The sequence below is a fragment of the Eubacterium limosum genome, from assembly GCF_000807675.2.
Classification (GTDB): domain Bacteria; phylum Bacillota; class Clostridia; order Eubacteriales; family Eubacteriaceae; genus Eubacterium; species Eubacterium limosum.
This window is the reverse complement of record NZ_CP019962.1, coordinates 4,386,194-4,399,506: the sequence shown is the minus strand read 5'-3', so window position 1 is coordinate 4,399,506 and position 13,313 is coordinate 4,386,194. Positions and strand designations below refer to the sequence as shown.

The following is a 13,313-nucleotide window of genomic DNA, read 5'->3' as shown; positions in this document are numbered from 1 at the left end:
ATAGTAATGCATGGATGGTTTTTGGTGAGTCCTGCTTAATAGACACACAGTGCACAAGGGGTGTAAGACTGTGGGTTTATTAAGCGGGACTTTTTTTCGTATTATTTTGGGGGACCGGGCCTGCAGACAGGCCCGGAAAATTGTGAACCATCGGCTAAAAGCCGAAAATATAGATCCATGAAAGGGGTTAAAAACAATGGGAAAATATTTACTTGGTTTAGACAACGGGGGGACAATGACAAAGGCGGCGCTGTACGACCTGAACGGTAAGGAAATCGCGGTTTCCAGCCGGAAAACAGAAATGTACCAGCCAGCGCCTGGTTTTACCGAAAGAGATTGTGAAGAAATGTGGGCCGCCAATGTCGGCGCGATCCGCGCAGTGCTGGAACAGTCCGGCATCAGCGGTGAAGAAGTATTGGGCGTGGCCGCCACCGGCCACGGCAACGGCATGTACCTTATGGGGTATGACGGGAGAGCGCCCTACAACGGGATGATCTCAACCGACTCCAGAGGCAAGCAGTACGCCATTGACTGGATGAAGGACGGCACCTTTGAAAAAATCCTGCCAAAGACCATGCAGTCTGTATGGGCTGGCCAGCCGACCACACTGCTCCGCTGGTTCATGGATAACCGCCCGGACGTACTGGAAAATACCCAGTGGATTTTCATGTGCAAGGACTATATCCGCTATAAGCTGACAGGCGAAGCCTACGGTGAAATCGCCGATATGTCGGGCTCCAGCCTCATGAACGTCCGCGACGTCTGCTACGACAAGGACCTGCTGGCCGACATGGGCCTCGAAAGCATTTATGACAAGCTGCCGCCGCTCAAGTATTCCGGCGAAATCTGCGGCTACATCACCGAGGACGTGGCAGGGCTGACCGGCTTAAAGGCTGGAACACCAGTGGCCGGCGGCTGTATGGACATCCACGCCTCCGCCATGGCTGTGGGCATCACCGATGAAGAAAAAATGTGTGTGGTGGCAGGTACCTGGAGCATTAACGAGTACATCAGCAAAAAGCCAGTGGTGGATAAGGACCTGTTCATGACCTCGATCTACACCATGCCGGGCTACTGGATGATCCTGGAAGGCAGCCCGACCTCTGCCAGCAACCTCGAATGGTTCCTGGCAGAAATCCTGAAAGACGTGAACCTGGGCGACAAGGACATCTACGAATATTCCAACAAGTGTGTGGACGGCATCGGCGATCAGGACTGCGGCGTGGTATTCCTGCCCTTCCTGTTCGGCAGCAATGTTAACATCAACGCCAAGGGCGCCTTTATCGGGCTGCAATCCTGGCACACCCGCGAAAACCTGCTGCGCGCGGTCTACGAAGGCATTGTATTCTGCCACAAATACCACATCGAAAAGCTGCTCAAGTTCAGAGACCAGCCCAAGATGATCCGTATGGCCGGCGGCGTGGCCAAATCCGAAATCTGGGTTCAGATGTTTGCCGATATCCTTCAGGTGCCTATTGAAGTGGCCAGAAGCCAGGAGCTCGGCGCCTTAGGCTCAGCCATCTGCGCCGGTATCGCCACCGGAACCTTTGATTCCTTCCAGTCCGCGTCCGAGTCCATGGTCGACATTATGTACACCGCCGAACCAAACCCGGAAAAATTCGCCGAGTATGACAAAAAATACGCGCGGTACAAAAAAGTCATCGAAGCCCTTGACCCGATCTGGGACGAATATTGAAGCTGAATCCGGTTTCTGAAAGAAACCGGTAGGACGAAGGAGCGTGAGCGGTCGTCCGGCAATGAAGCAAATGCAGATAATCCAGAAATGCTCCAAGTTTGAAATAAAAATTTTGGATTATCTGTGAAAGCTGAATCCGGTTTCTGAAAGAAACCGGTAGGACGAAGGAGCGTGAGCGGTCGTCCGGCAATGAAGCAAATGCAGATAATCCAGAAATGCTCCAAGTTTGAAATAAAAATTTTGGATTATCTGTGAAAGCTGAATCCGGTTTCTGAAAGAAACCGGTAGGACGAAGGAGCGTGAGCGGTCGTCCGGCAATGAAGCAAATGCAGATAATCCAGAAATGCTCCAAGTTTGAAATAAAAATTTTGGATTATCTGTGAAAGCTGAATCCGGTTTCTGAAAGAAACCGGTAGGACGAAGGAGCGTGAGCGGTCGTCCGGCAATGAAGCAAATGCAGATAATCCAGAAATGCTCCAAGTTTGAAATAAAAATTTCTGGATTATCTGTAAACAATTGAAAGGGGGATGGTGTACCGGACCGGCGCACCATCCCTCACAGAAAAAAGTTGAAAACTGAAAATGGAAAAGGACAGCAAAAGCCGCTCGTTTTCCACTTTCAATTTCCAATTGACAAAAAAAGGGGTGCAAAAATGGATTTAAAATTAAAAGGAAAAAACGCAGTGGTCACCGGAGCCTCCAGGGGCGTGGGACGGGCCATTGCACTGGGACTGGCAAAGGAAGGGGTTAACCTCGTCATCTGCGCCAGCCGTATGGGAGCTGCCATCGAAGAAGTGGCAAAGGAAGCAGAAAGCTACGGCGTCAAAGCCACCGCGCTGGCGGCCGACCTCGGGTCCTCTGAGAGCACGCTGGCCTTTATGCAGGAAGCCGAACGGCTTCTGGGCGATCTGGACATTCTGGTCAACAACGCAGGCATCTGGCTCCAGGGCTGGTGCCAGGAAATCCCGCTTGAGGACTGGCAACGATCGCTGGACGTCAACCTGACCGGGCCATTTTTAACCTCTCAGTATTTTGCGAAATCCAATCTGGACAAGGGACGTCCGGGCAGGATCATCAACATCAATTCCCAGGCCGCTTTTAACGGCTCCACCACCGGCCATGCCCACTACGCGGCCAGTAAGGCCGGCATGGTGGCCCTGACCATCTCCATGGCCAGAGAGCTTTCCCCCAGGGGGATCACGGTTAACGGCGTCGCCCTGGGCATTGTCGCCACCGACATGACAAAGGAATCCCGCGAGAACAAGCCCGGCTACTACGAAAGCCGTATTCCTCTGGGCCGCGTGGCCGAACCCGAGGACATCGCAGGTATTGTCGTGTTTATGGCCTCAGAGCCAGCTGGGTACCTGACGGGGACCACCATTGACGCCACGGGCGGCATGCTCATGCGGTAAAAACCGGCCAGAGACCGCGATCGCTGCGTTGCTGCCTGAACGGGCGCGGTTACATATGCGCAATATGCGCCCTTGCCCTTATCCGGCAGCCGCCTTGCGCTCACGGCCTCTGACGCAGTTTTAGGCTCTGGCATTATTTAATTGGTTAAACGAGTATTAAAGAGTATAGTTAAGGAGTTTGCAATGAAAAATTACGATGTAATCATTATCGGCGGGGGCATCACCGGTACCGGGATCGCCCACGAGCTGGCAAAGTATGATGTGAAAACAGCCCTGATGGAGCGGGGAATGGACGTGGGCATTGGCGCCACCAAGGGAAACGGCGGCGTCGTCCACCCGGGGTACGACCCGCATCCGGGCACCCTGAAGGCCAAGCTGAACCCGGCAGGCGCCAGAATGTACCCGAAGCTCTCCAAGGAACTGGGCTTTGACCTGCGCCATACCGGCACCCTGGTCGTCGCATATTCCGACGCCGACCTGAAAAAGGTGGACGAGCTTTTGGACAACGCCAAAGTCAATGGGGTTGACCAGGTAGAAAAAATCAACGGTGAGCAGCTCAGAAACCGCGAGCCGTTTATGAACCCGGCAGCAGTGGGGGCGCTGCTGGCCCACACCACCACCATGATCGACCCCTTCGAGGTCGCCATCGCCTTTGCCGACAACGCCAAGGATAACGGCACCGACATTCTGACAAACCATGAGGTTCTGGGCATTACCAAGGATGAGGACGGCCTCTTTACCGTGCGCACCTCAGCCGGGGATTACAGAACCCGCTACGTGGTCGACGCCGCCGGTGTCCACGCCGACGATGTGGCCGCCCTGGCAGGCATTCACGAGTACCGCGTGCAGGGCCGTCACGGCAATATCTGTGTGCTGGACAAGGAGCTCTCCACCCCCATCAGCACGGTTATGTTCCCGTGCCCAAGCCCGGAAACCAAAGGCCTGGCCCTGATCCCGACCGTCTCCGGCAACACCCTCATCGGCTCCACTGCCACCATGAAGGACGACAAAGAAGATGTGACCAACGACGCCGAGGGCATTAATGAATTGATCGCTGGCGCCAGACATCTGGTGCCGGATATTGACATCAGCAAAATTATCCGTACCTTTGCCGGCCAGCGCCCTGTAGCGCTGGACAACGGCAATGACTTTTACATCGCAGAGTCCGAGACAGTGCCCGGCTTTATCCACGCAGCTGGCATTCAGTCGCCCGGAGCTGCCTCCTCACCGGCCATCGCTGAGTATGTCCGCGATCTGCTGGCAGACGCGGGCCTCGAGCTCAAAAAACGCGAGGGCTACAACCCTTACCGGGAGCCCGCGCCGGATTTCAGCAAGCTGTCCGTCGAGGAACAGGACGCGCTCATCCGCAAGGACCCGGCCTATGGCCGTATCGTCTGCCGCTGCGAAACAGTGACCGAGGGCGAAATCGTCGCCGTCATTCACGAGGGCGTGGGCGCTAAGACGGTCGAGGCGGTTAAGCGCCGGACCAGAGCCGGTATGGGCCGCTGCCAGAGCGGCTTCTGCCAGTACCGCGTCATGCAGATTTTAGCCAGAGAGCTGGGGATTCCGGAAGCGGAAGTCCACTTCGAGGAAAAGGCTTCGCAGGTACTGTTTGGAAAACTGAAGGGTTAAGGAGAGTAGAGCAATGAAAATTTTAGATTATGATGTCGTCATTATCGGCGGCGGCCCTGCGGGTCTGGGCGCTGCGGTTAAAGCAAAGGAAAACGGCGCCCGGGTAGCGGTCATCGAGAGAAACGATGAGCTGGGCGGTATCTTAAACCAGTGTATTCACAGCGGTTTCGGTCTTCAGTACTTTAAAGAAGAGCTGACAGGGCCGGAATATGCCGAGCTGTTTATCAATAAAGCCAAAGAAGCCGGTATTGACTGCTATTTAAAGACCATGGTCCTGGATATTACAGAGGACCGCAAGGTCACAGCGATCAATGAGGAAGGCACAGTCATTTTCAATGCGGGAGCCGTGGTTTTGGCCATGGGCTGCCGCGAGCGAACAAGAGGGGCAATTAAGATCCCGGGATCAAGACCGGCCGGCGTTTTTACGGCAGGCCTGGCTCAGCGCTATGTGAATATGGAAAACTTTAAACCGGGTAGCAGGGTTGTCATTCTGGGCTCCGGCGATATCGGCCTCATCATGGCCAGACGCCTGACCCTGGAGGGCATCGACGTTGTGGGCGTGTACGAGCTGATGCCGTACCCCAACGGCCTGTACCGTAATATTAAAAATTGTCTGGACGATTTTGATATTCCGCTGCACCTGTCCACCACGGTTACCAAAATCAACGGCAGTGACCGGGTCGAATCCATTGAGGTCACCAAGGTTGACGAAAACCTTCAGCCAGTAGAGGGGACTGAAGAAACCATAGAGTGCGATACACTTTTACTGTCCATTGGTCTGATCCCGGAAAATGAGTTGTCAAAAAAAGCGGGCGTAGAGCTGAACCCGGTTACGAACGGCCCCTTGGTCGACGACTCGCTTGAAACAAACGTCGCCGGTATTTTTGCCTGCGGTAATGTGCTCCATGTCCACGACCTCGTGGACAATGTTACCATGGAGGCAGAGGAAGCCGGCGCGAGCGCTGCCCGTTACGCCAAGGCGGCCAAGGCGAAGGAAGGAGACGCCCTCGCTGTCAAGCCGGAAGGACTTGTGCGTTACACTGTGCCTTCAAAAATTTATAAAGGTGAAAATGACCATGTCATTGTCAAATTCCGCGTGGGCCGCCCGGTGGACAATGCCCGAGCCGTAATCACAAGCGGCGGCGAGGTAGTCTTTGAGAGCAGGAAAGCCCGGAAGTTTATCCCGAGCATCATGGAAGAAATCAAGCTGAAAGCAGAGCAGCTGGAGGCGCTTACAGAGCCCCTGGCAGTGACTGTAAAGGAGGCGTAAAAATATGAAAGAAGTAACAATGTGCTGCACAACCTGCCCGTCTGGCTGCGCCCTGGTGGTGACCGTGGACGGCGACAAGGTCGTAAAGGTTGAAGGAAACACCTGCAAACGCGGGATCAAATTTGCCGAAAAGGAACTGGTAGCGCCTGAAAGAATGCTCACCAGCACCATTCTGGTGCGCTGCGGCGGCCAGGAATGCCTGATCCCTATCAAGTCGAAGGAGCCCATGCCAAAGGATAAAATGCTGGACGCCATGACCGCGATCAAGGCGGTGCGCCTGGATCACCCGGTTAAAATGGGCGAGGTCATTATTCCGAACATCGTGGACTGCGGCGTCGATATTGTCGCCTGTAAGTCGATGGAAGGGCAGGCCTGAAGATGTTAGTCACCCTGAATGAAATCATGAAGGACGCCTACGCCAAAAAGTACGCGGTGGGGGCCTTCAATACCGTTAATCTCGCCAGTATCCGCGCGGTGCTGGACGCGGCCGAAAAGCTGGATGCGCCGGTTATTTTACAGCACGCCCAGATCCATGAGCGCATTGCGCCCCTCAAGGTCATCGGGCCCGTCATGCTGGAAATGGCCAGGGCCGCCCAGGTGCCCGTCTGTGTGCATCTGGACCACGGCGAAGACATTGACTACCTGCTCTCCGCCATGGAAATGGGCTTTACCTCAGTCATGTTTGACGGATCGGCCCTGCCCTATGATGAAAATGTGGCAGGAACCCGCGCAGTGGTACAGGCCGCGGCCAATTATCATGTCTCTGTCGAGGCAGAGCTGGGCCGCGTCCTGCGGCCAGAGGGCGGCGGAGAACCCTCCGAAGAGGAAGCAGACCTCACGCCAGAGGACTGCTACACCAAGCCCGGGGAAGCCCTGGCTTTTGTGGAGGCTACAGGCATCGACGCCCTGGCCATCGCTTTCGGCACAGCCCACGGCGTGTACGAAGCCGAGCCAAAGCTGGATTTTAACCGCATCGCGGAAATCCGCAGGGCTGTGAACATGCCCCTGGTCATGCACGGCGGCTCCGGCGTTGGCGACGCCGACTTCAGAGAGGCCATTAAAAACGGCGTCACCAAGGTCAACTACTTTACCTATATGTCCTTAGCCGGCGGCGACGCCGTCAAGGCCTTTTTAAAGGAAAACGCGGCCCGGGCCGAGGTTCGTTACGACGAGCTGGCCGAAGCCGCCAGGATCGCAATGCAGGCCCATGTCGAGCATGCCATTGGGATCTTTACAAAACAAGCCTGATAAAGATATGATGCCCTGGGATTTCTCCGTGTTTCACGCGAGCGTGAAACAGATGACCTTTTGCCCCTGGCATCAAATCATTGTTAGTATAACCCCTGTGAAAGCCGCCGGCGCATCCTCCCCGATCAGCCCGGCGGCTTTTATGCGCGCGTCTTTAAGAATTCTTTACTTTACAGGGCAAGGGTGTTCAGGTATAATTAAGAAAGTATTAATCTTCTTTGTTTGCAACAAAGAGCTGGCGTTTCAAAGGACTTTAAGAGACAGCGCCTTTTACCTAAGGAAGGGAAAGCCGTCCTGCGAGCATTATTATGACAAACGGCTATTCTCCATTGAAGTTGATGCTTTATGGCACTTATGTCCGGCTGTTTTGCGAAAACAGTGCTTCACTTGGCCGTTTCTCGCAGCGCTTGGATGCTTTTTCTTATCAGGATAAAAGGCAGAGTCTCGGACGGAGGCACTTCTTTGACAGACGGCTTCTTTGTCTTCAACAAAGCGTTTTTCAATCAGTTTAAGGAGGTTGAATATGAAAGCAAGCGGAAAAACCTTTATTAAGGTTACAGCAATTATTCTTATTATTTTAGGCGCCTTTTCTGCTTTAACCGGGGCACTGTCCATGGCTGGCAGCAGCATGATGGGCTCTGTGGCAAACGACCCGGCTGTACAGGACGCCCTCGCACAGGCAGGCTCATCGGTTTCCACAGACGAGCTCGCGCGTATGGCCATGATCAGCGGCGGCATGCTGCTGGGAATGGGGATACTCTATCTGGTCGTTGGGATTTTAGGCGTCATTTTTGCCAAGAATACCGGAAAAGCCAAGCTTTTAATGGTTCTCGGCGGGATCGTAGCCGTTCTGGCCATTGTCAGCGCTGTGATCAATATCATCAACGGCGCCAGCATGAGCGGCGTTTTTATGGACCTGGCCTTTATCGTGCTCGCCGGCCTGTACTTCCTGGGCGCCAAGCTCAATAACGACGACGCCAAAGCCGAAATGGCCGCCGCGCCAGCCGTAGAAACAGTCGAAGCCGAAATCGTCGAGGACGACCAGGACGACGAAAAGTAGAAACAGGGAAAAGAAATGATAAAAAGCATCCGTGAGGGTGCTTTTTTAGTGTTTAAAATTTATAAATATTTTTTGATTTGCTCACACAAGAAATTTAATACTGCTGTAATTTAAGGATTTTGCGATATTGGCGGATTGGAGAAGAATACTGTCGACAATGCTTTTATCAATACGCATCATAAGCGGAATGATAGACTCGACATAATCTGAAACCTCGTAAGGTGACAGGTTTAAATGGTGCTGAAAATAGTGCATAAAAAATTCTCTGCGGGCTCCGGCGTTAAGGACACACATGATTTCAAATTGTTCATCAGAAAGAATGAGATTAAATTCGTCGATGTACTTTTTGAAAATGGGGTCTGTAATATCCTTATTTACGCGGTAATTCGAGTTTTTTTCCAGAACTTCATAATAAAACTGAGCATTTTTCTCATCGCTTAAAATAATTTCATGGTAAATTTTAGACAATATTGTTTGTTTTAAAAAGTATGAAGTCTTTAAATTGGGATAATTTTGAACGATCAGCCGGTCGATAGAATCAAAAAGTTCTTTATATATTTCCTGAACGAGCAAATCTTTTTTTTTAAAATAATAGGTAAACACGCCAATGGGAATATCAATCTCCGAAAATATTTTCGATATCGTTGTTTTCTTATAGCCATAATGATAGAAATTAAATTTTGCAGACTGAAGGATACGTTTTTTGGTGGTCTCATTTTCATTACTAAGCATTCGATTTATCCTGCCTATTTTGATTTTTATTAGATTATACAACAAATGCTTCCAATGTGCAAATATAATAAAAACTAAGTAAAAAATAATTTTTCAAAAAAATTCAGAAAATAACGGCGTATAAATGTAATATGCTTAAGAAAATACATAAAAAATATTATTTTTACAGATATATCTTGACAAACATCTAGGTATGTGTATAATAAATAATATAAAATTTATTATTTTGACTCGTTTACAACGAGTGATTTAAAAGAAATTAATAGTTTATTTATTAATATTTATTATTTTGTAAAAATTGATTTTTGATAATGAAGATAATTCTTTGTAGCTACAATGATTATAATTATAAAATGAGGAGAGAAGTAATGAATGATGAAACAAAAAAGGGATCTCGGTGGTTAATTCTTTTTCTGCTATTTGCGGCATTTATGGGATCATTTGCAGCGCGGATGATCTGGTCTCCGTTTATTGCATCGGCGTCTGAAGAATTAGGAATTAACGCAGCTCAGGCAGGTTTGTTTGTTTCGATGTTTTATATTGGCTATATGGTCACTCAATTACCAGGGGGAATTCTGGCTGACCGTATAGGCGTCAAGTATGTTTTATCCATATCAGTAATGATAACAGGCATATTTACCCTGCTTATCAGTATAATTGATTCTTATACACTTGGTTTGGTTTTTCGTTTACTGGCGGGTTTGGGGTCCGGCACCATTGTGGCCTGTTCCTCAAGAGTGATCGCTTCAAGTTTTGAGGTTCAACGGCGCGGCACGGCAATGGGAATTTTCTTTTCTGCAACAATGGCGGGGCTATTGCTGAGCAATACCCTTGCGCCAATTGCGTTGCGTATTGGGACCTGGCGGACAGGCTTCCTTTGGCTGGGGGCAGGATTAATTATTTTAGCGGTTTTACTATTCCTGTTTATCCAGAAAGAACCACGGAAGATAACAAATGAGACTGTTTTTGGCGGTGTCATCACAGTATTTAAAGTTAAAAATGTGTTGATTATGGCCTTTGTCGGTTTTTCGTATATATGGCTGGTTCTGGCCTTTGCCACATGGGCGAATCGCTATATGGGCTCAATTGGTATTGATGTAACTGCGGCCGCGGCCGTCATGAGCTGGTACAGCGTTGCGGGATTAGTTGGAACGATTATTGGCGGCTGGGTCGTCGATGCGCTTAAACTAAACCGGCGTTATTTCGTGATTATGTTGTTTGTGCTGATGATTATTACGACCTTTGTGTTTTCGGTTCAGACAACAATTTTGGGCCTCAGCATTGTAGCCGCGGTCTATGGCTTTGTCTCTTACCTGCCGAATTCAAATCTTACCTCGTTGGTCATTACCTATGCCGGGGATAAATACGCGGCAACAGCCGTCGGAGGAACGAATTTTATCTGGCAGTTTGGTGCGGTATTAAGTCCAACCATTGCGGGAGCTGTTTTTGGCTCTACCGGCAGTTTCAGTGCGGTTTGGATTGTACTAATTGCCTTGCCAGTTCTGGGAATTTTGGGATTATTCCTTTTACGAAACAAACAATAAGAAATATGTATAAAGAGAAGGGTAAAAAAATGAATACAAATGAAATATTAGCTTACCGGAAAAAGTTGTTTTCAGATGTGACAAACCATGAGGTGCCAGATCGGGTGCCGCTGTGTCCTTTTGTTGAAACCTGGGCATTTCATTATGCGGGGATCAGTATTAAAGACGCTTTTATGAAAGATAACAATCTTTTATTCGAAGGGATTAAAAAATTTACCGATGATGTTCCAGTAGACGCAATCGGAAGTATCTCAAATACGATTCCCTTTAAGATGGGAAAACATTACGGCGAAGGCATTTACACGGTCAATGACGATGGCGTTCAGATTAAAGGCTCCTACGGGAAACTAATGGAAGGTGAAGAACTGTCTGAACTGGCAAAGGGCGCCAAAGAATTTTTTGCCAATAAGCTCGCGCCCAGAAAGTTTCCCAAATTAGATCAAAGCTTGGAAAAAAATGTCGATTTGATAAAAGAATCAATTAAGGATATGAACGATTGGAACGCTTATAATGGCGAAGTGATCGCCCGAATCGAGAAAGAATTAGGGATACCGGTCATCATTAAAGCAACAAATTACATGCCGATTGATGTCGTTCTTGACTATCTGCGAGATTTTGTAGGGATTTCTGCCGATGTACGCAAAAGACCCGATGAGCTTTATGCGGCTTCCGAAGTTTTGTTAGATTTTGTTATGGAAATGTGCTTGGATTCAAAACTGCCCGTAGATGAAAAATGGCTGTTTTCCCCTCTTCACTATCCAACCTATATGCGGCCAAAAGACTTTGAAAAATTATACTTTCCATTTTTGAAAAAATATATTGAAGAATTTAGCGTAAAACGTGGATATACGCTGCATTTTTTTATGGAAAATGATTGGATGCCATATTTGGATATTCTTCAGGACCTCCCTGCGAATGCAAAAGTAATCGGCCTGTTTGAGGCTGGAAACGCAAAAGAAATCAAAGAAAAACTTAAAGGCAAGATGATTTATCATGGTGGACTCTCGGCTTCCGATTTGATGTACCGAACAAAAGAAGAAGTGGGTGATATTGTCAGAAAAACCTTTGATGAACTTGCACCCGGTGGCGGATTTATCTATGGAACCGAGTTTTCAATGATGAATCTTAATGATGGAAAGCCAGAAAACTTTATTGAAGCGATGACCGTTGCAAAAGAATATGGAAAATACTAGGAGGCATAAAATGGATTATAATTTAATGGATGCTTTTCAGAACGTGCAGGAAGATATGATTAAAAACGGCATGACAGAGGAACAGGCTAAGGCGATAATAAAGAAAGTTATCTGGACGCTTATATGCCGTTTATAAATGAAATAGGAACTAAGTTTTAGAAGAAAAAAATAACAGCCCTCAACGGGCTGTTATTTTTTTAAGATATTTCACAACGAAATTAATTTTTTAAATAATTATATTAATATTATTAAAATAATAATTGACAATATTCATTTTTGGGTTTATATTATAGATATCAAAGAGAGAAGGTGATGTGATGTACCAGGTAATTAGCCGATGCCCTGTGTGCGGCGGCAGGCTTAAAGCCGTTAAGCTCCAGTGCGAAAATTGTGATACCGCCATCGAAAATGATTTCTGCCTGAGCAAATTCGATTATCTCTCCGCAGAGGATCTGTTTTTCGCTGAGACCTTTCTGGTCTGCCGGGGCAATATCAAGGAAGTGGAAAAACGGCTGAAGATTTCCTACCCGACGGTCCGCTCCCGTCTGGACGGGATCATCGAGAAGCTCGGCGGAAAACCCGAGAGCCCGCCGCCGGTTTCCGAAGCGCGGAAAAAGGAGATACTGGACGCTCTGGAAAACGGGGAGATCACGCCAGAGGAAGCGCTGGAACAGATGAAGGAAACCGAGTAGCAAAGACAAGACAAAACAGGCATTAAAATTAGAGCGCAGAACCGGACAGGGCTGCAGAAAAGAGGAATAACAATGGAAGAAAAAATGAGAATATTAAAAATGGTAGAAGAAGGCAAAATTTCCGCCGAGCAGGCAGTGGGCCTGTTAGACGCGCTGACCCAGGCAGTCCCGGCGGAAGCCCCGGCGGGCAACTGGGTTGAGCCGGTGAGCGCCCCAGACGGAGGTTACGATGACAAAATGCTGCGGGTGGTGGTGGACACCCCGGAGGGGGACAAGGTGAACGTACAGCTGCCCGTTAAAATTGTGCGGCAGATGCTCAAGGTTACCGGGAAGCTGCCGATCCAGTGGGAAGGCTCTGAGAAAGTTGACCTGGAAGCCCTGACCACGGCCATTCTGGAATGTATTGATAATGAAACCCTGGGGACCATTGTGGATGTGAGTGCATCCGACGGCTCAACCGTTAAAGTCTACATTGGCTGACCCGGGAGGATGAACCCATGCGCGTTGTAGTACACGAAGGCAACCTGAGGCTGCGGCTGCCCATTCCGCTGCGGCTGGCCTCGCTGGCCGTTAATCTGGTGCCGGAGGTGGCCTTTGTCAAAATGCGGGAATCGGTTCCCGAGCCCTTCCGGGAACTGCTCACAAAGGAGTCTTTTAAGGTGATTGTGCGGGACTGTGTCTCTGTTTTAAGGCAGTATAAGGGCCTCGAAATCGTCCATGTCGAGGCTAAGGACGGCACCTATGTCTCCATCCGCATCTGACGGATGGGGACAGGGACAGGATAAATATTTACCCTCGATAAAACGATTGCAAAATGCTATACTAAAGCAAAAGC

Annotated in this window: 15 protein-coding genes; 14 read left to right on the top strand and 1 reads right to left on the bottom strand. The window is 49.4% G+C overall.

All coding sequences use genetic code 11. From position 1 onward, the window contains the following. Positions 1-196 precede the first annotated feature (196 nt). The 8 genes from B2M23_RS20675 to B2M23_RS20640 all read left to right on the top strand — a co-directional run bounded on the left by B2M23_RS20675 (position 197) and on the right by B2M23_RS20640 (position 8,317). Positions 197-1,696: an FGGY-family carbohydrate kinase gene (locus B2M23_RS20675; RefSeq protein ID WP_013381167.1), complete on the top strand. Its 1,500-nt coding sequence runs from the start codon at positions 197-199 to the stop codon at positions 1,694-1,696. Positions 1,697-2,348: 652 nt separating this feature from the next. Beyond that, positions 2,349-3,107, top strand: a complete 759-nt coding sequence (locus B2M23_RS20670) for an SDR family NAD(P)-dependent oxidoreductase (protein WP_038351203.1) — start codon at positions 2,349-2,351, stop codon at positions 3,105-3,107. A 183-nt stretch (positions 3,108-3,290) separates the two neighbouring features. Beyond that, positions 3,291-4,739, top strand: coding sequence for an NAD(P)/FAD-dependent oxidoreductase (locus B2M23_RS20665; protein ID WP_038351204.1), 1,449 nt, complete (start codon positions 3,291-3,293; stop codon positions 4,737-4,739). Between the two features lie 13 nt (positions 4,740-4,752). Further along, a complete protein-coding gene (locus B2M23_RS20660; protein WP_038351205.1) occupies positions 4,753-6,009 on the top strand; it encodes an NAD(P)/FAD-dependent oxidoreductase in 1,257 nt (418 codons plus the stop codon). Between the two features lie 4 nt (positions 6,010-6,013). Next, a complete protein-coding gene (locus tag B2M23_RS20655) occupies positions 6,014-6,385 on the top strand; it encodes a DUF1667 domain-containing protein (protein WP_038351206.1) in 372 nt (123 codons plus the stop codon). A 2-nt stretch (positions 6,386-6,387) separates the two neighbouring features. Continuing rightward, positions 6,388-7,257 carry a class II fructose-bisphosphate aldolase gene (locus B2M23_RS20650; protein ID WP_038351207.1) on the top strand — a complete coding sequence of 290 codons (870 nt, stop codon included), beginning with the start codon at positions 6,388-6,390 and terminating at the stop codon, positions 7,255-7,257. Then, the gene (locus B2M23_RS21000) at positions 7,232-7,690 is read left to right on the top strand and encodes a hypothetical protein (protein WP_146209125.1); all 459 of its coding nucleotides are present in this window, start codon (positions 7,232-7,234) and stop codon (positions 7,688-7,690) included. Before B2M23_RS20650 ends, B2M23_RS21000 begins: the two co-directional genes overlap by 26 nt. Before the next feature lie 90 nt (positions 7,691-7,780). Further along, positions 7,781-8,317, top strand: a complete 537-nt coding sequence (locus B2M23_RS20640) for a hypothetical protein (RefSeq protein ID WP_038351209.1) — start codon at positions 7,781-7,783, stop codon at positions 8,315-8,317. 81 nt (positions 8,318-8,398) lie between these two features. Here the strand turns inward: B2M23_RS20640 and B2M23_RS20635 are convergent, their stop codons facing one another. Continuing rightward, on the bottom strand, positions 8,399-9,049 hold the full coding sequence (locus B2M23_RS20635; protein WP_038351210.1) for a TetR/AcrR family transcriptional regulator: 651 nt from the start codon (positions 9,047-9,049) through the stop codon (positions 8,399-8,401). A 368-nt stretch (positions 9,050-9,417) separates the two neighbouring features. On the opposite strand from B2M23_RS20635, the gene B2M23_RS20630 reads away from it, so the two are divergent. The 6 genes from B2M23_RS20630 (at position 9,418) to B2M23_RS20610 (ending at position 13,239) form a co-directional block, all read left to right on the top strand. Next, the gene (locus tag B2M23_RS20630; protein WP_038351211.1) at positions 9,418-10,593 is read left to right on the top strand and encodes an MFS transporter; all 1,176 of its coding nucleotides are present in this window, start codon (positions 9,418-9,420) and stop codon (positions 10,591-10,593) included. Between the two features lie 29 nt (positions 10,594-10,622). Then, positions 10,623-11,786, top strand: a complete 1,164-nt coding sequence (locus B2M23_RS20625) for a uroporphyrinogen decarboxylase family protein (protein WP_038351212.1) — start codon at positions 10,623-10,625, stop codon at positions 11,784-11,786. 10 nt (positions 11,787-11,796) lie between these two features. Further along, positions 11,797-11,922, top strand: coding sequence for a hypothetical protein (locus tag B2M23_RS21715; RefSeq protein WP_278286440.1), 126 nt, complete (start codon positions 11,797-11,799; stop codon positions 11,920-11,922). A gap of 181 nt (positions 11,923-12,103) precedes the next feature. After that, positions 12,104-12,478 carry a DUF2089 domain-containing protein gene (locus B2M23_RS20620; protein WP_038351213.1) on the top strand — a complete coding sequence of 125 codons (375 nt, stop codon included), beginning with the start codon at positions 12,104-12,106 and terminating at the stop codon, positions 12,476-12,478. Between the two features lie 72 nt (positions 12,479-12,550). Further along, a complete protein-coding gene (locus B2M23_RS20615) occupies positions 12,551-12,958 on the top strand; it encodes an SHOCT-like domain-containing protein (protein ID WP_038351214.1) in 408 nt (135 codons plus the stop codon). A gap of 17 nt (positions 12,959-12,975) precedes the next feature. Next, complete coding sequence (locus B2M23_RS20610) at positions 12,976-13,239, top strand: hypothetical protein (RefSeq protein WP_038351215.1); 264 nt, start codon at positions 12,976-12,978, stop codon at positions 13,237-13,239. Positions 13,240-13,313: the final 74 nt, after the last annotated feature.